Origin of the sequence: Acinetobacter sp. BD54, assembly GCF_044778325.1 — a bacterium.
Classification (GTDB): Bacteria; Pseudomonadota; Gammaproteobacteria; order Pseudomonadales; family Moraxellaceae; genus Acinetobacter; species Acinetobacter baumannii.
The window spans coordinates 21,972-44,393 of record NZ_JANJEP010000004.1 but is presented as its reverse complement, the minus strand read 5'-3'; the positions used below and the strand labels follow the sequence as shown (position 1 = coordinate 44,393).

Annotated in this window: 26 protein-coding genes and 1 pseudogene; 22 read left to right on the top strand and 5 right to left on the bottom strand. The window is 39.4% G+C overall.

From position 1 onward, the window contains the following. Positions 1-27: 27 nt before the first annotated feature. Positions 28-801, bottom strand: a complete 774-nt coding sequence (locus NQ782_RS07595) for an SDR family oxidoreductase (protein WP_057092818.1) — start codon at positions 799-801, stop codon at positions 28-30. 111 nt (positions 802-912) lie between these two features. Between NQ782_RS07595 and mazG the strand changes: the two genes are divergently transcribed. The 9 genes from mazG to yjgA all read left to right on the top strand — a co-directional run bounded on the left by mazG (position 913) and on the right by yjgA (position 7,551). Further along, a complete protein-coding gene (gene mazG / locus NQ782_RS07590) occupies positions 913-1,719 on the top strand; it encodes a nucleoside triphosphate pyrophosphohydrolase (RefSeq protein WP_000359489.1) in 807 nt (268 codons plus the stop codon). Continuing rightward, positions 1,688-2,098 carry a ComEA family DNA-binding protein gene (locus tag NQ782_RS07585; protein WP_057092817.1) on the top strand — a complete coding sequence of 137 codons (411 nt, stop codon included), beginning with the start codon at positions 1,688-1,690 and terminating at the stop codon, positions 2,096-2,098. The genes mazG and NQ782_RS07585 overlap by 32 nt, the downstream gene beginning before the upstream one ends. Before the next feature lie 124 nt (positions 2,099-2,222). Next, positions 2,223-3,686, top strand: a complete 1,464-nt coding sequence (gene pcnB, locus NQ782_RS07580) for a polynucleotide adenylyltransferase PcnB (protein ID WP_001194201.1) — start codon at positions 2,223-2,225, stop codon at positions 3,684-3,686. Further along, positions 3,683-4,165: a 2-amino-4-hydroxy-6-hydroxymethyldihydropteridine diphosphokinase gene (gene folK, locus NQ782_RS07575; RefSeq protein WP_000219222.1), complete on the top strand. Its 483-nt coding sequence runs from the start codon at positions 3,683-3,685 to the stop codon at positions 4,163-4,165. Before pcnB ends, folK begins: the two co-directional genes overlap by 4 nt. A 45-nt stretch (positions 4,166-4,210) precedes the next feature. Continuing rightward, positions 4,211-5,020 carry a 3-methyl-2-oxobutanoate hydroxymethyltransferase gene (gene panB / locus NQ782_RS07570; protein ID WP_000624763.1) on the top strand — a complete coding sequence of 270 codons (810 nt, stop codon included), beginning with the start codon at positions 4,211-4,213 and terminating at the stop codon, positions 5,018-5,020. A 3-nt stretch (positions 5,021-5,023) separates the two neighbouring features. Continuing rightward, positions 5,024-5,872 (top strand): pantoate--beta-alanine ligase, encoded by an 849-nt coding sequence (gene panC / locus NQ782_RS07565; protein ID WP_000846362.1) that lies wholly within the window; start codon positions 5,024-5,026, stop codon positions 5,870-5,872. A 22-nt stretch (positions 5,873-5,894) separates the two neighbouring features. Then, positions 5,895-6,746, top strand: a complete 852-nt coding sequence (gene rapZ / locus NQ782_RS07560; protein WP_000821671.1) for an RNase adapter RapZ — start codon at positions 5,895-5,897, stop codon at positions 6,744-6,746. Further along, positions 6,743-7,012, top strand: coding sequence for an HPr family phosphocarrier protein (locus tag NQ782_RS07555; protein WP_000567533.1), 270 nt, complete (start codon positions 6,743-6,745; stop codon positions 7,010-7,012). The genes rapZ and NQ782_RS07555 overlap by 4 nt, the downstream gene beginning before the upstream one ends. Positions 7,013-7,014: 2 nt before the next feature. Beyond that, a complete protein-coding gene (gene yjgA / locus NQ782_RS07550) occupies positions 7,015-7,551 on the top strand; it encodes a ribosome biogenesis factor YjgA (RefSeq protein ID WP_000124014.1) in 537 nt (178 codons plus the stop codon). 61 nt (positions 7,552-7,612) lie between these two features. Here the strand turns inward: yjgA and NQ782_RS07545 are convergent, their stop codons facing one another. Beyond that, a complete protein-coding gene (locus NQ782_RS07545; RefSeq protein WP_057092815.1) occupies positions 7,613-9,241 on the bottom strand; it encodes an acyl-CoA synthetase in 1,629 nt (542 codons plus the stop codon). Positions 9,242-9,652: 411 nt separating this feature from the next. Here NQ782_RS07545 and thrS point away from each other — a divergent pair, with 411 nt between their 5' ends. From thrS to NQ782_RS07525, 4 genes are all read left to right on the top strand, one after another. Further along, positions 9,653-11,575 (top strand): threonine--tRNA ligase, encoded by a 1,923-nt coding sequence (gene thrS / locus NQ782_RS07540; RefSeq protein WP_001121792.1) that lies wholly within the window; start codon positions 9,653-9,655, stop codon positions 11,573-11,575. A 5-nt stretch (positions 11,576-11,580) separates the two neighbouring features. After that, positions 11,581-12,132, top strand: a complete 552-nt coding sequence (gene infC / locus NQ782_RS07535) for a translation initiation factor IF-3 (RefSeq protein ID WP_012297364.1) — start codon at positions 11,581-11,583, stop codon at positions 12,130-12,132. A 205-nt stretch (positions 12,133-12,337) separates the two neighbouring features. After that, positions 12,338-12,958, top strand: a complete 621-nt coding sequence (locus tag NQ782_RS07530; protein WP_000566575.1) for a glutathione S-transferase N-terminal domain-containing protein — start codon at positions 12,338-12,340, stop codon at positions 12,956-12,958. Between the two features lie 52 nt (positions 12,959-13,010). Next, positions 13,011-13,439 carry a YqaA family protein gene (locus tag NQ782_RS07525; RefSeq protein WP_000954155.1) on the top strand — a complete coding sequence of 143 codons (429 nt, stop codon included), beginning with the start codon at positions 13,011-13,013 and terminating at the stop codon, positions 13,437-13,439. A 39-nt stretch (positions 13,440-13,478) separates the two neighbouring features. On the opposite strand, the gene nreB is transcribed toward NQ782_RS07525, so the two are convergent. Beyond that, positions 13,479-14,729 carry a nickel resistance MFS transporter NreB gene (gene nreB / locus NQ782_RS07520; RefSeq protein ID WP_001169060.1) on the bottom strand — a complete coding sequence of 417 codons (1,251 nt, stop codon included), beginning with the start codon at positions 14,727-14,729 and terminating at the stop codon, positions 13,479-13,481. A 129-nt stretch (positions 14,730-14,858) separates the two neighbouring features. Here nreB and NQ782_RS07515 point away from each other — a divergent pair. The 5 genes and pseudogenes from NQ782_RS07515 to NQ782_RS07495 form a co-directional block, all read left to right on the top strand. Next, positions 14,859-14,990 (top strand): annotated as a pseudogene (locus NQ782_RS07515) (hypothetical protein); the annotation flags it as partial. Continuing rightward, complete coding sequence (gene rpmI / locus NQ782_RS07510; RefSeq protein ID WP_001096359.1) at positions 14,978-15,172, top strand: 50S ribosomal protein L35; 195 nt, start codon at positions 14,978-14,980, stop codon at positions 15,170-15,172. The pseudogene NQ782_RS07515 and the gene rpmI, both read left to right, overlap by 13 nt. Before the next feature lie 11 nt (positions 15,173-15,183). Beyond that, entirely contained in the window at positions 15,184-15,543 is a 360-nt protein-coding gene (gene rplT, locus NQ782_RS07505; RefSeq protein WP_000124858.1) for a 50S ribosomal protein L20, read from the top strand. Positions 15,544-15,631: 88 nt separating this feature from the next. Then, on the top strand, positions 15,632-16,189 hold the full coding sequence (locus NQ782_RS07500) for an NADAR family protein (RefSeq protein WP_057092813.1): 558 nt from the start codon (positions 15,632-15,634) through the stop codon (positions 16,187-16,189). A 58-nt stretch (positions 16,190-16,247) separates the two neighbouring features. Beyond that, on the top strand, positions 16,248-16,751 hold the full coding sequence (locus NQ782_RS07495; RefSeq protein WP_000803553.1) for a GNAT family N-acetyltransferase: 504 nt from the start codon (positions 16,248-16,250) through the stop codon (positions 16,749-16,751). A gap of 6 nt (positions 16,752-16,757) precedes the next feature. Here the strand turns inward: NQ782_RS07495 and NQ782_RS07490 are convergent, their stop codons facing one another. Continuing rightward, on the bottom strand, positions 16,758-17,759 hold the full coding sequence (locus NQ782_RS07490; RefSeq protein WP_031962694.1) for a hypothetical protein: 1,002 nt from the start codon (positions 17,757-17,759) through the stop codon (positions 16,758-16,760). A 157-nt stretch (positions 17,760-17,916) separates the two neighbouring features. Here NQ782_RS07490 and pheS point away from each other — a divergent pair, with 157 nt between their 5' ends. The 3 genes from pheS to NQ782_RS07475 are packed head-to-tail and all read left to right on the top strand — an operon-like array spanning position 17,917 to position 21,605. Further along, positions 17,917-18,897: a phenylalanine--tRNA ligase subunit alpha gene (gene pheS / locus NQ782_RS07485; protein ID WP_000050953.1), complete on the top strand. Its 981-nt coding sequence runs from the start codon at positions 17,917-17,919 to the stop codon at positions 18,895-18,897. A 33-nt stretch (positions 18,898-18,930) separates the two neighbouring features. Beyond that, positions 18,931-21,312 (top strand): phenylalanine--tRNA ligase subunit beta, encoded by a 2,382-nt coding sequence (gene pheT / locus NQ782_RS07480; RefSeq protein WP_000703076.1) that lies wholly within the window; start codon positions 18,931-18,933, stop codon positions 21,310-21,312. Beyond that, positions 21,309-21,605, top strand: a complete 297-nt coding sequence (locus NQ782_RS07475) for an integration host factor subunit alpha (protein WP_000126166.1) — start codon at positions 21,309-21,311, stop codon at positions 21,603-21,605. Before pheT ends, NQ782_RS07475 begins: the two co-directional genes overlap by 4 nt. Before the next feature lie 169 nt (positions 21,606-21,774). Here NQ782_RS07475 and NQ782_RS07470 read toward each other — a convergent pair whose 3' ends face one another. Next, positions 21,775-22,020 carry a hypothetical protein gene (locus NQ782_RS07470; protein ID WP_000897685.1) on the bottom strand — a complete coding sequence of 82 codons (246 nt, stop codon included), beginning with the start codon at positions 22,018-22,020 and terminating at the stop codon, positions 21,775-21,777. 94 nt (positions 22,021-22,114) lie between these two features. Here NQ782_RS07470 and NQ782_RS07465 point away from each other — a divergent pair, with 94 nt between their 5' ends. Further along, positions 22,115-22,240 (top strand): hypothetical protein, encoded by a 126-nt coding sequence (locus tag NQ782_RS07465; protein WP_002127429.1) that lies wholly within the window; start codon positions 22,115-22,117, stop codon positions 22,238-22,240. Positions 22,241-22,422 lie beyond the last annotated feature (182 nt).

Sequence of the window (22,422 nt, the reverse complement as noted above, 5' to 3'; positions counted from 1 at the left end):
CCGTCAATTGACGGCCTTTTTTATAAGCTACTTTCTTGATAGATAAATATTAGTTAAACGATTTAAAAACTGGGGGCTTATTGTTGAGAGTTGATAAAGCAATTTGGTTTTTATACCAACTGGAGTGTGAGTAGGTGTCCAGAAATGAGCTTTTTTCTCTACAAGTGAAAGCACCTGTTGAGCAATATCATTAGGCGTTAAATCGACTCCCATGTTTTGAATAGAACCTGCATCCATATTGTTGACCATTGCGGTTTGTACAAATAAAGGCATCACATCTAAAACACGAATACCGTATTTTTTCCATTCCACATCTAAACCTTCCGTAATTCCTCTCACTGCAAATTTACTGGCTGAATATGAAATGAGGTCAGCTTGCCCGTAAATTGCAGAAGCCGAAGAGAGATTAATGACTCGTGCAAAAGAAGCTTGCTTTAAATAAGGGAGCGCAGCATGGCAACCATTGATTACGCCGTTTACATTAATATTGATTGTTCTTTGGTGTGACTTGATATCGATATTTTCAAAGGCTCCGGAATATAAAATCCCTGCGTTATTTACCAAAATATTAAGCTCCCCAACCCAGTCGGTAAATTCTTTTAATATATGTTGCCACTGGCTGTAGTCACTGACATCTAGATACCCTGCGCATGCATTCGGCCCTAATTCCTGCGCTAAATTTTGAGCAAGCGACTCATTAATGTCATAAATGCCGACTTTATAACCCCGCTGATAAAATACCCGTGCAATTTCTGCTCCAATACCTTGAGCTGCGCCACTAATCAGAATGCTATGTTTCATCTTTTTTTCTCTTTATCGTTACAATATGAAGAATGATTTGCCGCTTTAATTTTGATCATAGCAAATTAAGATTTTAAAGTTACTGACCAATTTTTTGAACTTGAGGGTTACATGGATAAATTGCTTAAAATTATGCAAGAGCTACGTGAAAAATGTCCGTGGGACCAAGAGCAAACTCCAATGTCACTGACTAAATATGCGATTGAAGAGGCATATGAAGTCGAGGCTGCAATTCGTCAAGGTGACATTAATGAAATTCGGAATGAATTGGGTGATCTGTTATTACAAGTGGTATTTCAATCGCAAATGTTTAGCGAGCAGGGGGCGTTCAATTTTCAAGATGTGGTTGAGGCAATTAGTGAAAAATTAGTACGACGTCATCCGCACGTTTTTCAAGCAGACCAATTTAACAACTTAACACCAGAACAAGTAAGTGAGTTATGGAAACAAATTAAACAACAAGAAAAGCAAGGCAAACCACAATCAAGATTAGATGAAATTAAACATGGACCAGCACTATCTCAAGCGCAGGAAATTCAAAAAAATGTCGCAAAAGTTGGGTTTGATTTTGAAACGGTAGAAGATGCTTATACAAAATTAGAAGAAGAATTAGATGAGTTTAAACAGGCACTTAAAAATCAAAATAGTAATGAAATTCAAGATGAATTTGGAGACTGCCTGTTTTCATTAGTCAATGTAGGACGTAAACTTGGCATTTCAAGTGAAAGTTCACTTTTATCAACCATACATAAATTTAGAAGTCGTTTTGCTTTTATTGAAGAGCAAGCCATAAAACAGCAAAGAACATTGGAAGACATGACCTTGTCCGAAATGGATGAATTGTGGAATCAGGCAAAACGACAATTAAAATCAGGGGAAAAACCACATGCAATACAGCATGAGATTTTGGAAAAATAAGTATTTTCTTTTAATAATGTTGTGCTTGGGAGTAATTTCACCTTCGGTTTGCGCTCAATCTTTTGATCAAAACTTTCAAGAATGGAAGGCTAAACAGCAGATGTATGACCAAAAGTTAAACATCACTAAGTCTTCTCATTCTAATAGTTCTAAAATTTCTCAAACTAAAAATTTTAATGACTCTACAGGGCAAATTCATTTGAATCAGGCGAATGTAAATGAGTTTCAGCAATTAAAAGGTGTAGGTGAGAAAAAGGCTCAAGCGATTGTAGAATACAGGCAAAAGAACGGTAGCTTTAAAAATATTGACGAAATTAAAAACGTTAAAGGAATTGGACCAGCTATTTTTGAAAAAAATAAATCGCGTTTAGCCTTATAAAAGTTCTATTCGTCAATTATCATTTCCTGCGCAATCTAAGAGAATCAAATTGCCCTTTGTGTGTGTTAGAGCTATGATTAGCGACAACTTGTTATTTACGTCCTGACGTAGGAGACAGCGTCTTTTGCAAACCTTGCGAGCGTCAAAATGTGGTTTGTCCACAGCCCAACTTCCTTCTTCGATTTTAGATGTGATCGATAGTCTGACTAAAGCAGGCTATGAAGCTTATATTGTTGGGGGTGGTGTCCGTGATTTAATGCTAGGACTCAATCCTAAAGATTTCGATGCAGTCACCAATGCAACACCTTCTCAAATTAAAGAAGTTTTTGGTCGTCGATGCCGAATTATTGGCCGTCGATTTGAATTGGCACATGTCTATTCAGGACGTGAGCTAATCGAAGTTGCAACTTTCCGTGCTCCTCCTAAAAAAGCGGTGACCAGTGCTTCGGGCATGATTTTACGTGACAACAACTGGGGAACCATCGAACAGGACTTTGCTCGACGCGATTTTTCTATCAATACTCTGTACTACCAGCCGCGTAAGGGTATTGTGCTCGATTTCTGTAAAGCAATTGATGATGTCAAAAGTAAGACTTTACGTTTATTGGGCGATCCTGTGCAACGTTTTGAAGAAGATCCGGTGCGTATGCTTCGGACATTACGTTTTGCAGCTAAGCTCAACTTTAAAATTGATCCGGCAATTCTCGACATTTTTGATGTTGAGATGACGCAATTACTTCGTGATGTTTCACCACACCGTTTATATGATGAGTCTCAAAAGCTTTTCACAATGGGGCATTTGGCACGCGTATTACCAATGTTGATTGACTTTGGCGTGTGGAAACAGCTTTTTGCTGATATTCGTCCGGATCTCACTCCATTTATTCAACGTGCAGCAAAAAATACTGATCAACGTATTCAGGTGGGTAAAACGATTAATCCGGCATTTTTCTATGCGGTTTTATTGTGGCAGCCATTTTTAGAGCGTTGTGATTTTTATTTATCAAAAGGCGTTGTTCCGGCCGAAGCACGTGCTCAAGCAGGTTTGGATGTTTTAAAACGTCAAGCAACACGCACAGTTATTCCTCGTTTTGCCGAAACTTTTATTCGTGAAGTTTGGGAAATGCAAACCCGTTTGCTTAATCCAAAACCACAGCAAATTGAAGCATTGGCAAGCCATGCTCGTTTCCGCGCTGGATTTGATTTCTTATTACTTCGTGAAAAATCAGGTGATGACACAACACAGGGAATGGGAAGCTGGTGGGAAGCTTACCAAGAAATGTCAAACGACGAAAAAGAAGCTGCGATTAGCCAATATAATCGTCAGAAGGCGAAAAGTCGTCGTAAGGTTGCTGCTGAGCCTGTTGAAAGCAATAAAGTTGATACGGAAATTGAGCCTTTGGTTGATGTTCCAGAGCCTCGAAGCCGTCGTGGTAAAAAAGAGCGTGCACGACAAGAGCAGTCTATTGACCGTTTTATTGAAAAATCTTCCGCAGCACAAACGAATGTGATGAGTGATCATCCAATTTTAAAGCGCAAGCGGGTACAACGTGATTTGAGCCAAGTTATTTTTGGGCCGACACAATGACAGTAACCACATATATTGGCTTAGGAAGTAACCTAGGTGATTCACGCCAGATTCTATCTGAAGCGATAACCAAACTTAAATCTCTTGGTGAAGTGAAAGTATCTAAACTTTACCAAAGTCCCCCTATGGGTCCCCAAGATCAGCCGAATTATCTAAATGCAGTCGCTCAGCTAAAAACCGAGTTACTTCCGCTTGAATTACTTGACCAATTACAGCGTTTTGAGCAGGAAGCTGGGCGGGTGAGACTCCGTCATTGGGGGGAGCGAACTTTAGATCTTGATCTACTGATTTATGGCAATGAAAAAATACAAAATGAGCGCTTAACGGTGCCGCATGTAGGAATATTACAACGAGATTTTGTTGTGATTCCTTTATTAGATTTAGATGCTGATCTACATATTAATGATCAGCCACTTAAAAATTTAGAACTCATACAGCAGCCAACGCTGACTGTACTTGCTGATGAGTCTTGGGCTTAAAGCCGGACTTATTACGTTCTGCAAACTCCTGTAGAGGATACCATCATGATTAGTCTAAGTGACTTAAGAAAATTTAAAGCCGAAGGACGTAAGTTCTCTTGCCTAACTTGTTACGATGCAAGTATGGCAAAAGCAATGGAACTTGCTGAAATTGATACGATCTTAATTGGTGATTCTCTTGGAATGGCAATTCAGGGGCGTGACTCAACTTTACCTGTAACTGTTGAAGACATGGCCTATCATACAGCGGCAGTCCGTCGCGGTAATCAGCATGCTTTAATTATGACTGACTTACCATTTATGAGTTATGCCACTTTAAACGATGCTTTGCAGAATGCGAAAACAGTTATGCAAGCTGGTGCCCAAATGATCAAAATCGAAGGTGGTGCATGGCTAAGTGAAACTGTCCAAGTGTTAACACGTAATGGTGTGCCTGTATGTGTACATTTAGGTTTAACTCCTCAGTCTGTACATGTATTTGGTGGCTACAAGTTACAAGCTAGAACGCGTGAAGCAGCCGATCAGCTTATTGCCGATTGTACGGCGGTGGTTGAAGCGGGCGCGGCAGTTTTATTACTTGAATGCGTTCCGGCACAATTAGGTCAAGAAATTGCCGAATTGTTCCCAAATACTCCTGTGATCGGTATTGGGGCAGGTAATGCGACTGATGGTCAGGTATTGGTTGTACAAGACATGTTAGGACTAACGTTTGGTCGAGTTGCGCGTTTTGTACGTAACTTTATGAAAGAGCAATCTGGTGAAACAGCGATTTTAGATGCTTTTAAAGCTTTTCATGCTGCTGTACAAGATCAGTCGTTCCCAGCTAAAGAACACACTTTCCAAGTTGAGCTGTAATTCATGAAAACAGAAACCACTATACAAGGCTTAGCTGCTTCTTTAAATCCTGCTAGAGCTGCACGTAAAATCATTGGTTTTGTCCCAACGATGGGAAATCTACATGAAGGCCACCTCACTCTTGTTCGTGAAGCGAAAAAGTTATGTGATGTTGTGGTTGTGAGTATCTTCGTGAACCCAACACAGTTTGGTCCAGGTGAAGATTTTGATAATTATCCGCGTACGTTAGAGCAGGATAGTCGTCTACTTGCAGATGTTGGCTGTGACATTATTTTTGCACCATCAGTTGAGCAAATGTACGGTACACAACCTCGCTTAACTAACATTAGCGTCAGTCAAATTACTGATGATTTATGTGGAAGCTCACGTCCGGGGCACTTTGATGGCGTAGCACTGGTTGTCACCAAACTCTTTAATATTGTGCAACCGAATTATGCTTTCTTTGGTCAAAAAGACTACCAGCAATTAGCAGTGATTCGCCAGTTTGTACAGGATTTGAATATTCCGTTAGAAGTTATTGGCGTACCAATTGTTCGTGCAGAAGACGGTTTGGCACTGAGTTCAAGAAATGGTTACTTGACTCCTGAACAGCGTCAGGTTGCACCAGTCATTTATCAAGGTTTAAAACAAGCCGAAGAGCAATTACACCAAGGTAAAGATTTACAACAAGTCTTGGCAGATTTGAAAACACTGTTGACAGACAATGGTTTTGTTGTGGATTATGTGGAGGCTCGCCAACCTAATTTGTTAGCTGCTTCTCAATTTGATCGTGATATTGTGTTGTTTGTCGCGGCGAAATTAGGTGGAACGCGCTTAATTGATAATCTACAAGTTGCCTTTACACCTCAATAATATATAAAAGGACAGCCATGCCATGAAGCGTATACTTATCGTGACAGGACAGTCTGGTTCAGGAAAATCTTCAGCTCTTCAAGTATTAGAAGATTTGGGCTACTACTGTATTGATAATTTACCTTTGGCATTGCTGCCTGAGATCGTGGCAAAGCTAGATCATGAAAATAATCTTGAGCAGCTTGCTTTAGGGGTGGATGTACGAAGTACTCGGGCAGATATGCAAGAGTTCGACCATGTTTTTGAGCAATTACAAAAACATGGTACGGTTGATGTGATTTATCTGACGACACAAGATCAAGATTTGATTGCACGATTTAGTGCTTCACGTCGTCCACATCCGTTAGCAAATCGTTTCAAAAGCCTTTTACAGTGTATTCATGAAGAAAAGCAGTTGCTGATTCCAATTCAGTTTCGTGCCACTGTTCACATTGATACCACAGATAAAAGTGTTCACGATTTAAAACATATCTTGCTATCAAAACTAGGGCAGTCAGATAATCTGATTGTTATATTGCAGTCATTTGGTTATAAACATGGCATTCCTTTAGATGCCGACTATGTTTTTGACGTACGGCATTTACCAAATCCGCATTGGGATTTAGAATTACGCCGCTTTTCTGGTTTAGACGAGCCAGTTAAACAATTTTTAGAAGCAAGTCCACAAGCAAATGAAATGTTTGAGGACATTCTCCACTTCTTAAAAAAATGGCTGCCGGCATTTGCTGAAGGGCATCGTCACTATATGACGATTTCAATAGGTTGCACAGGCGGCCAGCATCGTTCAGTTTATATGGTAGATAGACTAAAACAAGCACTTGAGGCAGAATGGTCTGTTCAGGTCTTACACAGAGAAATGAAGCACTGGTCATGATAGACACAACTGTTGATGTAATTAATAAACTCGGTTTACATGCACGTGCATCAGGAAAACTGATAGAGGTCACTACAAAGTTTCGTTCGTCAATTCAAATTGGTAAGGGCGATCATTTAGTAGATGCAAAGAATATTATGTCGTTACTGATGTTAGGTGCAGGTAAAGGGACTACTTTACGTTTAGTCATTGATGGCACTGACGAAGAACAGGCATTAAATGAAGTACAGGCGTTATTCGCCGCAAAATTTTATGAGGCAGATTAATCGTGGCACGTCGTCCCAAGCGTTATACTGAAGAAGATTTTGATTCTTTAGAAGGACGTGCAAGTAAAACCGAACAGAAAAAAGCAGTTCAACGTATGGCTGCTTTAGGTGAGCAGTTAGCACAACTTTCTATCAAACAAATTCAAAAACTTCCTGTTGATGAGCGTTTAATTGATGCTCTTTTGGAAGTTCAGAATATTAGTTCATTCGAAGCGCGCCGTCGTCAGTTTCAGCGTGTTGGTAAACTCTTGCGTAATGAAGATGAGACAGTCATTTTATCTTATTTAACTCCTCAGCAAGGCGCGAAAAAACAAGCTCAACTCATGCGTTGGGTGGATCGTATGATCGAGCAGGGCGATCCTGCAATCAATGAGTTTAGCAAAATCTATAATGCATCAGAGCGACATACTTTACGTCAGCATGTGTTAAGAATTAATCGTGACAAAACCCAGCAAGTTGCAGAAGCAGATCTTGAAGCAACTAAAATGAAATTTATTAACTATGTACAACAGGTTGCTCTATTGTCAGATCAAGGTTAATACAGTTTTTAATAAAAAGCGGTGTTAGATACGCCGCTTTTTTATTTTTATAGGATTCGGGTTAAGCGCGTTCTTTTGCCCATTCACGCAAGATGAATTTTTGCAATTTACCTGTTGAGGTTTTTGGAATTTCAGTAATCACCACATCTTTAGGAACTTTAAAGCGCGCAAGTTCTTTTTGACAGTGCTCAATAATTTCTTCAGGCGTGACACTAGCCCCAGTTTTTAATTCAATAAATGCACAGGGTACTTCTTGCCAACGTTCGTCAGGTTTTGCCACAACAGCGGCTGTTAAAACTGCTGGGTGTTTATATAAAACGTCTTCGACTTCTAAAGATGAAATATTTTCTCCACCTGAAATAATAATATCTTTAGAGCGGTCAGTAATTTTTGCATAACCATCTGGGTGGCAAACCGCTAAGTCTCCAGTGTGGAACCAGCCACCTGCAAAAGCTTCCTCAGTTGCCTTTGGATTTTTTAAATATCCTTTCATGACAATATTGCCACGGAACATGATTTCTCCCATGGTTTCACCGTCATTTGGAACTGGCTGCATCGTTTCAGGATCTAACACCCGCATACTATCTTGTAAAGGATAAGGTACACCCTGACGAGAGTGTAGTTGCGCTTGCTCGGTAATGGAGAGGTCGCTCCATCCCGCTTGAGAAGCACAAAGCGCAGATGGTCCATAGGTTTCGGTTAAACCATACACATGGTTGACATTAATTCCAATATTTCGCATACCTTCAATGACAGCGACAGGTGGAGCAGCACCTGCCACCATAACTTCAACATGATGTTCTATGCTTGGCTGCTTTTCCTTAGGCAGATTAATAATCATAGATAGGACGATTGGAGCACCACAGAAGTAATCCACCTTATGTTTTGCAATAAGCTGCATCACCAGTTCTGGGTCAACTTTACGTAGGCAAATATTGGTTCCGCCACTGGCTGCAATACTCCATGCAAAGCACCAACCATTACAATGAAACAGAGGAAGTGTCCATAAATAAACGGCTCGAGGTTTCATGCCACAAGCTAAAATATTACTAGCCGCATTTAAATATGCACCTCGGTGGTGATAAACCACTCCTTTAGGATTTCCAGTGGTTCCAGAGGTATAATTTAAACTAATTGCATCCCACTCATCTTCAGGTAATTGCCATTCAAAATTGGCATCGCCTTGAGATAACCATTCCTCATATTCGAAAGAACCAAGGAATTGGTTTTCGCCTTTATACTCTTCATCCGCAACATCAATCACAATAATATGTTGGTTAGGAATAAGTGATAAAGCTTCTCTTGCTAAATTAACAAACTCGGGGTCAACTAAAAGTACTTTAGTTTCAGCATGCTCTAGCATAAAAGCGATGGTTTTAGCGTCTAAACGGGTATTTAGGGTATTAAGAACAGCACCCGCCATTGGTACAGCAAAATGTGCTTCAATCATTGCTGGTACATTTGGCAGTAAAACTGAAACCGTATCATTTTTAACTATGCCTAATTGTTGAAGCTGAGATGCAAATTGACGGCAGCGCTGATAAGTTTGTTTCCATGAAATCTGACGGTTGCCATGAATAATAGAAGCTTGGTCTGGATAGATATAAGCTGCGCGCTCTAAATAGCGCAGAGGGGATAATGCAACAAAGTTTGCGGGTGTACGTGGTAATTCGTTATAGGCACTAACCATGTGAAACAACTCCATGTTCTATTTTTTAATTCATTCTTTGAAAATATGGCTTAATAGTAATCAAAGCATTAATGCTTTAGTCTTAAAGAGAAATACCTCCCAGTCAGAAAATGAGCAGAAATGCTATTTTCAACATCTTAAATCAGTTCTGATGAATAATTATCCTATTTATGTATTTCTGAAAATTTAGCTAGGTCCTTATTAAAGTCATTTATTGCTGTTTACCGTATAAGCAAAATGTATTTATGATTTTATGAGTACAAAGGTTTTCACTTGGCTTGAACAAGTGTAAAATCTTTCAGGTTTTTTAATTTTGATTTACACCGTTTTTATATTTTGAGGCTTGCCTCGATCATAATCTCGCGGTGAAATGCTCCTTCGTATAGGGCATCACTCCTTAAGGATTTTTTTATGCCAATTATCACATTGCCAAATGGCGATCAAAAGAGTTTTGATCACCCTGTATCTGTTATGGAAGTCGCTCAAAGTATTGGGCCTGGTTTAGCAAAAAATACCGTTGCTGGACGAGTAAATGATCGCTTAGTTGATGCATGTGACTTAATTACCGAAGACTCGACCTTACAAATTATCACTCCAAAAGATGAAGAAGGTCTTGAGATCATTCGCCACTCTTGTGCACACCTTGTAGGGCACGCAGTAAAACAGCTTTTCCCTGAAGCAAAAATGGTGATTGGTCCGGTCATCGAAGAAGGTTTCTATTACGATATCTGGATGCCACGTCCTTTTACACTAGATGATATGGCTGCGATTGAAGAGCGTATGAAAAAGCTCATCGATCAAGATTATGACGTTATCAAAAAAATGACACCGCGTGATGAAGTCATCAAAGTATTCACTGACCGCGGCGAAGAATATAAATTACGTCTTGTGGAAGACATGCCTGAAGAAAAAGCAATGGGCTTGTACTACCACCAAGAATATGTAGATATGTGTCGTGGTCCGCACGTACCGAACACAAAATTCTTAAAATCATTCAAGCTTACTAAAATCTCTGGTGCTTACTGGCGTGGTGATGCGAAGAATGAACAGCTTCAACGTATCTATGGTACTGCTTGGGCTGATAAAAAACAGTTAGCAGCTTATATCAAGCGTATTGAAGAAGCTGAAAAGCGTGACCACCGTAAAATTGGTAAAGCATTAGACTTGTTCCATATGCAAGAAGAAGCACCGGGTATGGTGTTCTGGCATGCAAATGGCTGGACTATTTATCAAGTACTAGAACAGTACATGCGTAAAGTTCAGCAAGACAATGGTTACCAAGAAATCAAAACTCCGCAAATCGTAGATTTTACGCTTTGGGAGAAATCTGGTCATGCGGCAAACTATGCAGAAAATATGTTTACGACTCATTCTGAAAGTCGTAACTATGCTGTAAAACCAATGAACTGTCCTTGTCACGTTCAAGTGTTTAACCAAGGATTAAAGTCTTACCGTGATTTACCAATTCGTTTAGCTGAGTTTGGTTCTTGTCACCGTAATGAGCCGTCTGGTTCTTTACACGGTATTATGCGTGTTCGTGGTTTTACTCAAGATGATGCGCATATCTTCTGTACTAAAGAACAGATCGGTAAAGAAGTTGCAGACTTTATTAAACTCACTTTAGATGTTTATAAAGACTTTGGCTTTGAAGAAGTTCAAATGAAATTATCTACTCGCCCAGAAAAGCGTGTAGGGGATGATGCACTTTGGGATTTAGCTGAAAAATCTTTGGCAGATGCTTTAGATGCAGCTGGTCTTGAATGGGAATTGCAGCCGGGTGAAGGCGCATTCTATGGTCCAAAGATTGAGTTCTCTTTAAAAGACTGTCTTGGTCGTGTATGGCAATGTGGTACCATTCAGTGTGACTTCAACTTGCCAGTTCGTTTAGATGCTTCTTATGTAACTGAAGAAAACGAGCGTGATCAACCTGTCATGTTGCACCGTGCAATTCTTGGTAGTTTTGAGCGTTTTATTGGTATACTAATTGAACACTACGCTGGTTTTATGCCGCCTTGGCTATCACCTGTACAAGCATGTGTCATGAATATCACTGATTCTCAAGCTGAAGCAAGTGAGCAAGTTGTGGCAAAACTCAAGGAAAATGGTCTTCGTGCTATTTCTGACTTGAGAAATGAAAAAATCGGATTTAAGATTCGTGAGCGTACTCTAGAGCGCATTCCTTACCTGTTAGTTCTTGGTGATCGAGAAGTTGAAGAAGGTACAGTGAATGTACGTACTCGCTCAGGAAAAAATTTAGGTACTATGTCAGTGGATGCTTTCATTGACTTAGTGAAATCTGCCGTCGCCGAACGTGGCCGGTATATTGTGGAGTAAGAAAGATTAAACAGCCTGACCGTAACCAACAACAAGGTGCAAAGAGTAACCGTCCAGCAATTAACGATGAGATCCGTGCAAAAGAAGTACGCCTTGTCGGTGCTGATGGTGAGCAAAAAGGAATTGTTTCATTAAATGAAGCACTGCGTGCTGCTGAGGATGCAGATCTTGACCTTGTTGAGATTGTCGCAAACGCTGAGCCGCCTGTTTGTAAAATCATGGATTACAACAAGCACTTGTTTGACCTGAAACAGAAGCAAAAAGATGCCAAGAAAAAACAGCATCAAGTGCAAGTGAAGGAAATCAAACTACGCCCAGCAACTGATGTAGGTGATTATCAAGTTAAGCTTCGTGCTATTCTGAAGTTCCTTGAAGAAGGCAACAAAGTTAAGATCACCTTACGTTTCCGTGGTCGTGAAATGGCTCACCAACAACTTGGTTTAGCTCAATTGCAAAAAATTGAAGCAGACGTAGCTGAGTTAGGGGTTGTAGAGCAAGCACCGAAAATGGAAGGTCGACAAATGGGTATGTTACTTGGACCGAAAAAGAAAAAGTAACACTCAAAAAAAGCACTGCAAAAGCAGTGCTTTTTTATGCCTCTCATCTTTTAGCCCTATTTTCTTAAACTGACGTTTAATATCGTTTTAAGCCAAAGTTATTCTCAAATTTTATGTGTTTTTTGGTGTTGGAAATATCATTGTATTACCCAAAACATGATATAACGCAAGACGCAGTCATGATAACGATGAATAGGAAAATAGAATGATTGATCTATATTATTGGGGCACACCCAATGGACATAAAATCACAATTGCCTTAGAAGAAATGGGACTGGATTACACCCTTTACCCAATTAATATTTTAGAAAATGATCAATTTCAACCAGACTTCCTGAAAATTTCTCCGAATAATAAAATTCCTGCCATTGTTGACCAAGATGGTCCACGTGGTGAGCCAATTTCAGTATTTGAATCAGGCGCGATCTTGCAGTATTTAGGACGAAAAACTGGATTGTTCTACCCGACAGACGAGCAAGAGCGAGTTGAAGTGGAACAATGGCTTATGTGGCAAATGGGTGGCTTAGGTCCTATGTTGGGACAAAATCATCATTTTAACCGCTTTGCGCCAGAGAAAATTCCCTATGCTATAGACCGCTATGTAAATGAGACTAAGCGTTTATATGGTGTGTTGAATAAACAGCTCATTGGTCAGAAGTTTGTTGCAGGGGAATACTCCATTGCTGATATGGCAATTCTACCTTGGATTTTGCGTTATGAATGGCAGGGGATTCAATTAGAGGATTACCCGTATGTACAAGAATACATTGTTCGCTTAACAGCACGCCCTGCAGTACAAAAAGCATTATCTATTAAAGTCATCTAAGTTTATTGGTAGGGTAATGAATAAGGTGAAAGGTGATTTGGTCTAATTTAATATGCTAAGTTACTTTTTACTTTTTCTGAGTGCTTTTGGGGCGGCTACCTTATTACCGCTACAATCAGAAGCTGTACTTGCTGCTTTATTATTAAAAAATCAACATTCAGCTTTTCTTCTCATTTTGATTGCTACTTTCGGAAATGTATTGGGCTCATGTATAAACTGGTGGTTAGGATTAAAAATAGAACAGTTTAAACATAAAAAATGGTTCCCGGTTTCTGAAAAACGTTTAGAACAAGCCCAACGCTTTTATCATAAATATGGCTTTTATTCGCTGCTTTTAAGTTGGACACCTGTGATTGGTGACCCTATTACTTTGGTTGCTGGCTTATTCAAAGAAAATTTTTGGCGCTTTTTATTTATGGTCCTTATTGCTAAGGCTGGGCGTTATATCTTCATTTATTGGGTAATTACAGGTTTTATTTAAAATAAAAGCATCCGAAGATGCTTTATTAAAATGATTTAACTAATCTTCTGAGCTTTTAGTAATATCGACTTTAAAAAGATCATTGGTTTTTAGCCAACAGAAGGTTACTACTGCAAGAGTCATACAACCACCAAAAATAGTCGCTGCAATAGTTCCCAAATATTTGGCAGCCAAGCCTGATTCAAATGCACCCAGCTCATTACTTGATGAGACAAACATTCCATTTACAGCCGCTACGCGACCACGCATATTTTCTGGTGGGAATATTTGCAAAATGGTTTGTCTAACTACCACCGAAATACTGTCGCAAGCACCCGTCATCGCCAACGCAAATAGTGATAACCACATGTTGTTCGAGAACGCGAAAAGGATTGTAAATACACCAAACCCTGCAACTGCAAGTAGCATATTACGCCATGCGTGCTGAGTTGGCGGAAAACGAGTTAAAGCAATCATAGTAATGAGCGCACCAATAGAAGGAGCCGCACGCAAGTAACCCAAGCCTTCAGGACCGACTTTTAAAATATCTTCGGCAAAAATAGGGAGTAGAGCGATTACACCACCAAATAAAACAGAGGCAAGGTCTAAAGAAATTGCCCAAAGAACTATTTTGGTTTTCCAAATAAAGCGAAAGCCATCGCCTAAGCTTTCTAAAACATTGGCAGTTTCAATTTTAGGAAAGCTACGTTTATGTAATAAATTAATGAGAATAAAGCAGATACTAAGTAGACCAGCAACACTAAAAAGACTGGTTTCTCTGCCTAAATAAGCGAGCATGAACCCACCGAGCATAGGCCCAATAATTACACCACTCTGCCAGCCAATAGTTGTCCATGTTGCACCATTTGCATAAAGCTCACGTGGAATTAAAAATGGTTTTAGGGACGTAGCAGAAGGGTTATAAAAACCACGTATGGTGCCCAAACCAAAAATAACCGCATAAATGCCCCAAGAGAGGAAATTTACACTGATATGACCCAACCCATGCAGATGGAACAGTAACCATAAAACTAAAGGAAGAGGTACTGAGAAAAATAAACAGATTTTCATGATGACCTGTTTATTAAATTTATCAGCAAAATAACCACCCCAAAGCGATAGGGCAATAAATGGAATGGCTTCTGCTAGTCCAATTAAACCTAAAGTTAAAGGATCTTTGGTAATTTGATAAAGTGAATAGGCAACAATAATTTCTTGAATCAAAATTGCTAATGTTAAGCAAAATTGATTAATGGTGACAATTGAGAAATCTCTATAGCGGAGGGCAGCGAATGCATCATGTTTCTGCATTTGAAATATCGTATGTTGATAATTTGCTCATATTATAGGGGTAAATAAGCAGCGATGCTGAAATTATTGCCGATTATATTCATCTAAAAAAGAGATAGGTTTTTCTCATTTCTAAAGGGATTAATTTAAAAAAATTCTAGGAATAGTTTTAATTTTAGTCAGCATACTATAAAATACGCGCTTCCTTACCTGCAGGTCGATTTTGCAATGGTGCAATCGTGCCGAACAGGTGCCCAAAAGAGGTTACTATGGCTAAGTTAAAAACTCGCCGTGGTGCAGCTAAACGCTTCAAAGCGACTGCAAACGGTTTTAAGCGCAAACAAGCATTCAAGCGCCACATTTTGACCAAAAAATCTGCTAAGCGTATCCGTCAATTGCGCGGCTGTGTAATGGTTCACGTAAGTGACGTTGCTTCAGTTCGTCGTATGTGCCCATACATCTAAGGAGATTATAAATGGCTCGTGTAAAACGTGGTGTAGTGGCTCATCGCCGTCACAAAAAAATTCTTGCTCGCGCTAAAGGTTACTACGGTGCTCGTTCACGCGTTTACCGCGTAGCGTTCCAAGCGGTAATCAAAGCTGGTCAATACGCTTACCGTGACCGTCGTCAGAAGAAACGTCAATTCCGTGCTCTATGGATTGCGCGTATCAACGCTGGTGCTCGTCAAAACGGTTTGTCTTACAGCCGTATGATCGATGGCTTGAAAAAAGCTCAAGTGATCATCGACCGTCGCGTATTAGCTGACATCGCTATGCATGATGCAGTAGCATTTGCTGCTTTAGCTGAAAAAGCTAAAGGCGCATTAGCTGCATAAGCTTAGAGATTCAAAAAAGACCGCTTTTAGCGGTCTTTTTTATTTTTAGTGGTTCTATTTTAAAAAAGAAAATAATCAGAGATAAATGATGAAAGACGAAAAATTTCTAAATGACTTAATTCAAAAAATACAGCAAGGTCACCAGTTCAAATATTTATATTTCTGGGGACATACTCCTAAGAAAGCTAATCTTATTGATAAAAGCTGTTTTAGCCAGTGGTTTCCTGCGCAATTTAATGTAAAAGGTATTGAATACTTTACTGCTGAGCACTATATGATGGCGCAAAAAGCAAAATTATTTAATGATAAAGAAATTTTTGCACAGATTTTGCAGGTTAAACATCCGAATGAAGCGAAGCAATTAGGCCGTAAAGTACGTAATTATAATGAACAGATATGGCAAGAAAAACGTTTTGACATAGTGGTGCAGGCGAATTTTGCTAAATTCTCACAGCATCCGGAGTTAAAAAAATTCTTATTAGCAACAAAAGACCGTATTTTGATTGAAGCATCTCCAGTCGATAAAATTTGGGGTGTTGGTATGGCGCAAGACCATCCACACATTCAAGATCCATCTCTATGGCAAGGACTAAATTTGTTGGGTTTTGCTTTAATACATGTTCGAGAGTTACTTTTAACTGAGTAGGTTAGTACGAGACGAATTAATGCTTCACTCTAAAAAGTAGTGACATGAGGGAAGTGAATTGAAACCATTAAATGACACAGATATTCGTATAGCATCATTTAAGGATGCATTGTCTATTGCAGAAGTACATGTACAGAGTTGGAAAGAAACCTATACAGGTATGATTAAGCAAGAAATATTGAATAAGCTTAACGTACTAGATAAACAACAGTTATGGAAAGAGATAAGTAGAAGTCCTGATCATAAGTTATTTATCTATACTGAAAATGGAGTAGTGAAAGGCTTTCTCGATGGTTATTTAAATCCGGAAAATAATATTGCTGAAATTCGTGCTTTTTATTTATTAGGAGAAATTCAAAGAAAAGGAGTAGGGCGTGCGTTATTCCAAAAGTTCTATCAATGCGCTTTAAATCAAGGTTATGCTTTTATTCGTTTAGAAGTTTTTAATAAAAATCCAAGTCGCTTCTTCTATGAAAAAATGGGAGCCAAATTAACTGGAGAAGCCGAACTACCAGAGTTCGGCCTCGGAATAACAGAACTATTTTATGAATGGGAACTTTAATCTTGATTAAAGACCAAAATAATAAGCTAAGGCACAAATAATTATTGTCAGAACAATAAGCTTGATTACACCTGTTCCTCCAGCCTTATGATGAGGCGCTTTTAAATGAGCTGCGGACTCATTCGTTGCATCAAAAGGAGAAGGTTTCTCAACAGGTTTTAATTGAGCTGTTTGATAGTGATTTGCTGCTTTCACAATAAGTTTTGCAAATAGGTCGTCAGTTTTGTGGGTAAAGTTTCTTAAGTTAATAATTTGTTCTTGGTCTAAGTCTTCCCCTAAAGGATCATTTGCGGTGCGTTTTTTCTGCTCTAAATAATCTGATAAGGCCTGAGTGCAGTAGAGGAGTTGATGTGCACAATCTGCTGGGTAGCTTTCAGGAATAAGAGCAAGAGTTGGTTGATGCTCTACCGAAATTTGATGTGTTGACCCATCAAAATATTTTTTCTGAAATTCTGGTTCTTCAAAACCTGCTGCATACTTACTTCGAAATAACTCAGTTTCCATAAAGTTTGCAATTTCATCCCATTGAGGTGCTTTTAAGTCAGCTTCAACTTTTTTAGATAATTTTTCATTCAATTCAAAACGCCAGAAAGTCTCTAAGCGTAAATCGCTGCGTTGAGTCAGAGGCGGCTCAAACTCGTTATCGCTGCTGTACCATTCGGCAAGCTCATGTCCAAAAATCCATGCGATTTTCTTATTGTTTTGATGACTTACAATAAAATGAGCATAAGGTAAAAGTTCGACATTACTATTCGGGTTTTGCTCTTCATTTAAAATAGTAGATAGGTGAAGAGAGATTTGAGTCGTCCCTTGTTTTTTGAGTGCTTCTAACCAAACTTGGAAATGTTGAGCAAGTAAATGTTGTGAAATTAAGTCACGAAATTGAAAACTATGTTGGTCAAAAATATGATGTTGTCGCCATTGGCTAAAACTTAAATTCTGACGTAGGTATTCGTTACCATAGGTCACAAGTGTAAGTTGTTGTTTCCAAATCTGATTAAGCGCCATAATAATTGATCTCATTGACGATGCTATTATTTTATACGTTTTATCTTTTTGTTGCCTAATACATTTTTCATGATGGATAAACTTCATCAATACGGTGAAAAACTGTTAGAATGCAGTGTTTTATTATATTTTTAAATTTGTTGCTTTGAGAGTTACTATGTCACTGGAAGCCCTGACCACAGAAGCGCTTGCTGCCATTGCAGCAGCTCAAGACCTTGTTGCACTTGATCAGGTGCGTGTGCAATTTACAGGGAAAAAAAGCCAGCTTGCAGAACAATCGAAAGCATTAGGGAAAATGGACCCTGAAGAACGTAAAGTACAAGGTGCTGCGATTCATGCTGTTCGAGAAACAATTAATAACGCTTTAACTGAACGTCAAACAGCATTACAACAAGCTGCACTGGCGCAAAAATTGGCAAGTGAAACCATTGATATTACTTTGCCAGGCCGTGGACAGCGCGTTGGTACAGTTCATCCTGTTACTCAAGTGCAAGAACGAATTTGCCAGTTCTTTACTAAAGCTGGCTTTACGGTTGCTACAGGACCAGAAGTTGAAGATGACTATCATAACTTCGAAGCATTAAATATTCCTGGGCACCATCCTGCACGTGCTATGCATGATACTTTCTATTTCGATGCAAACCATTTGTTGCGTACGCATACTTCTGGTGTGCAAATTCGTACCATGGAAACAAGCCAGCCGCCAATTCGTATTGTATGTCCGGGCCGTGTATACCGCTGCGACTCAGACCAAACGCATTCGCCAATGTTCCATCAAATTGAAGGTTTGTACGTTGCTGAGAACACCAGCTTTGCTGAATTAAAAGGTTTATTGATTAACCTACTGAATGAATTTTTTGAGAAAGATTTAAAAGTACGCTTCCGTCCATCATATTTCCCATTCACAGAGCCTAGTGCGGAAGTGGATATCATGGATGAGCGTGGACGTTGGTTAGAAGTATTAGGCTGTGGCATGGTACATCCAAATGTATTGCGTGCTGCGGGGATTGATCCTGATAAATACAAAGGCTTCGCTTTTGGTTTAGGGGTAGAACGTTTTGCAATGTTGCGTTATGGCATTAATGACTTGCGTATGTTCTATCAAAATGATGTGCGTTTCTTACGCCAATTTGCCTAACATTTTTTCAGGATTAAATAAGGTTTTATAAAGATGAAGATTAGCGAAAATTGGTTACGCACATGGGTTAATCCAGCAATTGATAGTGATACATTATCTGATCAGTTGACTATGCTTGGTCTTGAAGTAGATGAGCTGGCACCTGTTGCTAAGCCATTTACTGGCGTTGTAGTTGGTGAAGTTCTAACAGTTGAACAGCACCCTGATGCAGATCGTCTGCGTGTAACAACAGTGAATATTGGTTCAGGTGAGCCTTTACAAATTGTATGTGGTGCTCCTAACGTTCGTGCTGGAATGAAAGCACCTGTGGCAACTATTGGTGCAATATTACCGGGTGATTTTAAAATCAAAAAAGGTAAGCTTCGTGGTGTTGAGTCACAAGGTATGCTGTGCGGTGCCTCTGAAATTGACCTTGAAGATAAAATCGATGGTTTACTTGAGTTACCTGATGATGCTCCAGTAGGGGTAAACATTCGTGAATACTTAAAACTTGATGATAATGTCATCGATATTAGTATTACACCAAACCGTGGTGACTGCTTTAGTATTCGTGGTATCGCACGTGAAGTTGCAGTGATTAACCAACTGCAAATGAATGAGCCTGAAATTAAATCGGTTGATGCGACAATCACTGATGAGAAAAAAGTAGTCATCAGCACTGATGGTGCTCCACGCTACTTAGGACGTGTCATTAAAAATGTAAATGTTAAAGCTGCGACCCCTGAATGGATGGAACAGGCTTTAGCACGTTCAGGAATTCGTACTCATAGTATTTTAGTTGATGTAACGAATTACGTCCTCATGGAATTGGGGCAGCCAATGCATGCTTTCGATTTAGCTAAAATCGAAGGGACTGTACATGTTCGCCAAGCTCAGCCACAAGAAAAGTTACAGCTTTTAAATGATCAAGAAGTTGAACTACAAGATGATGTGATGGTTATTGCAGATGACCAAAAAGCACTAGCAATCGCTGGTATCATGGGTGGTCTAGCATCAAGCGTAACTGATGATACGACTGATATCTTCTTGGAAAGCGCATTTTTTGCTCCGCTTGCGATTGCTGGACGTGCTCGTCGCTTTGGTTTACATACAGATTCTTCACAACGTTATGAACGCGGTGTAGATTTTGAATTGCCATTAATTGCGATGAACCGTGCTTCTCAGCTTATTCAAGAGTTGGCGGGTGGTGAGTTCGGTCCAATTACTGTAGCTGAAAAATCTGATTTACTTCCGAAACGTGAAGCGATTGAACTTAAGCAAGCTCAAGTAGACCAGTTGTTGGGTTACAAAGTAGCGGCAGAGTTCATTACAGATGCTTTAACTCGATTAGGTTGTGAAGTCACTATTCAAGCGGATGGTGAATGGAGCGTAGTTCCACCATCACATCGCTACGATATGGCAATTTATCAAGATTTGATTGAAGAAGTTGCACGTATTGATGGTTATGACAATATTCAGATCAGCTTACCAAGTATGGATGTTCAACTTGCTAAGTACCAAGATCGTTTTGAAATCGCACAGTTACGTCAAACGGTAGTCACTTTAGGGTATCAAGAAGCGATTAGCTTTAGCTTTGCTGATGCAAAACTTGAAAAGCAATTGAACCCGCAAGTAAGTCCGTTAATGTTGGCAAATCCAATCTCTAGTGATTTGGCTGCAATGCGCAGCACATTGCTTTCGAGCTTAATTCCTTGTGTACAATATAATTTAAACCGTCAGCAAAGCCGCGTACGTTTCTTTGAACTAGGTTTACGTTTTGATTATCAAAAAGCTAATTCTATTCAGGATTTGAAGCAAATTCCTACATTGGCTTTAGTTGCCGTAGGTTCTCGTGAACCTGAATCATGGCATGCTAAGCCACAGCCAATGGATTTCTTCGATTTTAAAGGTGAAGTAGAAGAGATTTTAGCTGCTGGACGTGTCAAAGTTGAGTATGTACGTTCAGAGCGTCCATGGTTGCATCCAGGGCAATCTGCTGAAATCTTAGTTGATGGCCAATCAATTGGTTATCTAGGCCGCTTGCATCCATCTTTAGAAAACGAACTAGATTTGAGCACAACTTGGGTTGCCGAGCTTGATCAGGCTGCTGTTTTGCAATCTTATGTATCTAATTTTACAGAATTATCACGTTTTCCTTCGGTTAGACGTGATATTGCGCTTTTAATCTCTGATAATATAAATGTTAGAGATATTCAGCAGTTAATCGAAAAAACTGGTGGAGAGCTTTTAGACTCTACTTGGTTATTCGATGTGTATACGGGGCAGGGTGTCGAAGAAGGTAAACGCTCATTAGCGTTTGCGTTATTATGGCAACATCCTTCACGTACGCTTGAAGATGCTGAAATTAAATCTGGTATGGACAATATAATCCAAGTGTTGGAAAACACTTATCAAGCGACATTGAGGGCCTCATGACAGCATTAACTAAAGCAGACATGGCTGATCATTTAAGTGAGTTAACCAGCTTAAATCGCCGTGAAGCAAAACAAATGGTCGAGTTGTTCTTTGACGAAATTAGCCAAGCGCTTATTGCGGGCGAGCAGGTTAAGCTTTCTGGTTTCGGTAATTTCGAGCTTAGAGATAAACGCGAGCGTCCAGGACGTAATCCGAAAACTGGCGAAGAAATTCCGATTTCTGCACGCCGTGTAGTTACCTTCAGAGCGGGTCAGAAATTTAGACAACGCGTTGGAAATGAGCAGATCGATTGATCTGCTTTTTTTATTTATAATTTTAAATAAACCTAGAATAAATTTTTCTTAATATTAGAAAAGTATACTTAGTCATTAATACATCAAATCTATTTGATGTCTAAACATAAAATTTAGCCATAAAAAAGAGGACAAAATGTCCTCTTTTTTAGCTAATCTAGAGTGTAGATTAGTGTGCAGCAGAAGCAGCAACGTCAGAAGCAGCAGCAGCAACGTCAGAAGCAGCAGCAGCAGTTTCAGAAGCAGCAGCGTCAACAGCTACAGCAGCTTCAGAAGCAGCAGCAGTAGCTTCAGAAGCAGCAGCTACAGCTTCAGATGCAGCACCAGCAGCTGGAGCTTCTTCTTTCTTAGAACAACCAACGAAAGCTAAAGTAGCAGCAACAGCAGCAGCAACAGCGAATTTTTTGAATAACATGGCATCACTCTCACAAAAAAGATTTGAGATTAAAAAAACCTAGGTTGGACTGTTTTGCTTTTATTATTCCTAAAACGTAGCTAGGTAACAACGCATGGAGCAGTCTAACTGGTCTGCCGCTATGCTATCACTGCAAATGTTGAAATACTACTGTTGGCTGTCAAAAAAGATCGGGAAAAGAGTGAAAAAAGCCTGTTTTTTAACAGAAAAAAACAATTAATCAGCTGAGATATATTGGAAAAGGTATAAGTAAGCTACTAAAAAACATGGCTTTTTTATATTAAAAATATTTGTTTTCAAAAACTTATAAATAATTTTACATAAAAATCAGCAAAATGTATTTTTGTGTAAAGCTTGTCAACCAAATAAAAAAGGCCACTCAATAGAGCGGCCTTTTTAGAA

Excerpts from the sequence above, each read along its gene's own strand:
- NQ782_RS07595 (WP_057092818.1), bottom strand. The coding sequence starts at position 801 with ATGAAACATAGCATTCTGATTAGTGGCGCAGCTCAAGGTATTGGAGCA.
- mazG (WP_000359489.1), top strand. The coding sequence starts at position 913 with ATGGATAAATTGCTTAAAATTATGCAAGAGCTACGTGAAAAATGTCCG.
- NQ782_RS07585 (WP_057092817.1), top strand. The coding sequence starts at position 1,688 with ATGCAATACAGCATGAGATTTTGGAAAAATAAGTATTTTCTTTTAATA.
- folK (WP_000219222.1), top strand. The coding sequence starts at position 3,683 with ATGACAGTAACCACATATATTGGCTTAGGAAGTAACCTAGGTGATTCA.
- panB (WP_000624763.1), top strand. The coding sequence starts at position 4,211 with ATGATTAGTCTAAGTGACTTAAGAAAATTTAAAGCCGAAGGACGTAAG.
- panC (WP_000846362.1), top strand. The coding sequence starts at position 5,024 with ATGAAAACAGAAACCACTATACAAGGCTTAGCTGCTTCTTTAAATCCT.
- rapZ (WP_000821671.1), top strand. The coding sequence starts at position 5,895 with ATGAAGCGTATACTTATCGTGACAGGACAGTCTGGTTCAGGAAAATCT.
- NQ782_RS07555 (WP_000567533.1), top strand. The coding sequence starts at position 6,743 with ATGATAGACACAACTGTTGATGTAATTAATAAACTCGGTTTACATGCA.
- NQ782_RS07545 (WP_057092815.1), bottom strand. The coding sequence starts at position 9,241 with ATGGTTAGTGCCTATAACGAATTACCACGTACACCCGCAAACTTTGTT.
- thrS (WP_001121792.1), top strand. The coding sequence starts at position 9,653 with ATGCCAATTATCACATTGCCAAATGGCGATCAAAAGAGTTTTGATCAC.
- NQ782_RS07530 (WP_000566575.1), top strand. The coding sequence starts at position 12,338 with ATGATTGATCTATATTATTGGGGCACACCCAATGGACATAAAATCACA.
- NQ782_RS07525 (WP_000954155.1), top strand. The coding sequence starts at position 13,011 with ATGCTAAGTTACTTTTTACTTTTTCTGAGTGCTTTTGGGGCGGCTACC.
- nreB (WP_001169060.1), bottom strand. The coding sequence starts at position 14,729 with ATGCAGAAACATGATGCATTCGCTGCCCTCCGCTATAGAGATTTCTCA.
- rpmI (WP_001096359.1), top strand. The coding sequence starts at position 14,978 with ATGGCTAAGTTAAAAACTCGCCGTGGTGCAGCTAAACGCTTCAAAGCG.
- rplT (WP_000124858.1), top strand. The coding sequence starts at position 15,184 with ATGGCTCGTGTAAAACGTGGTGTAGTGGCTCATCGCCGTCACAAAAAA.
- NQ782_RS07500 (WP_057092813.1), top strand. The coding sequence starts at position 15,632 with ATGAAAGACGAAAAATTTCTAAATGACTTAATTCAAAAAATACAGCAA.
- NQ782_RS07490 (WP_031962694.1), bottom strand. The coding sequence starts at position 17,759 with ATGGCGCTTAATCAGATTTGGAAACAACAACTTACACTTGTGACCTAT.
- pheS (WP_000050953.1), top strand. The coding sequence starts at position 17,917 with ATGTCACTGGAAGCCCTGACCACAGAAGCGCTTGCTGCCATTGCAGCA.
- pheT (WP_000703076.1), top strand. The coding sequence starts at position 18,931 with ATGAAGATTAGCGAAAATTGGTTACGCACATGGGTTAATCCAGCAATT.
- NQ782_RS07475 (WP_000126166.1), top strand. The coding sequence starts at position 21,309 with ATGACAGCATTAACTAAAGCAGACATGGCTGATCATTTAAGTGAGTTA.
- NQ782_RS07470 (WP_000897685.1), bottom strand. The coding sequence starts at position 22,020 with ATGTTATTCAAAAAATTCGCTGTTGCTGCTGCTGTTGCTGCTACTTTA.
- NQ782_RS07465 (WP_002127429.1), top strand. The coding sequence starts at position 22,115 with ATGGAGCAGTCTAACTGGTCTGCCGCTATGCTATCACTGCAAATGTTG.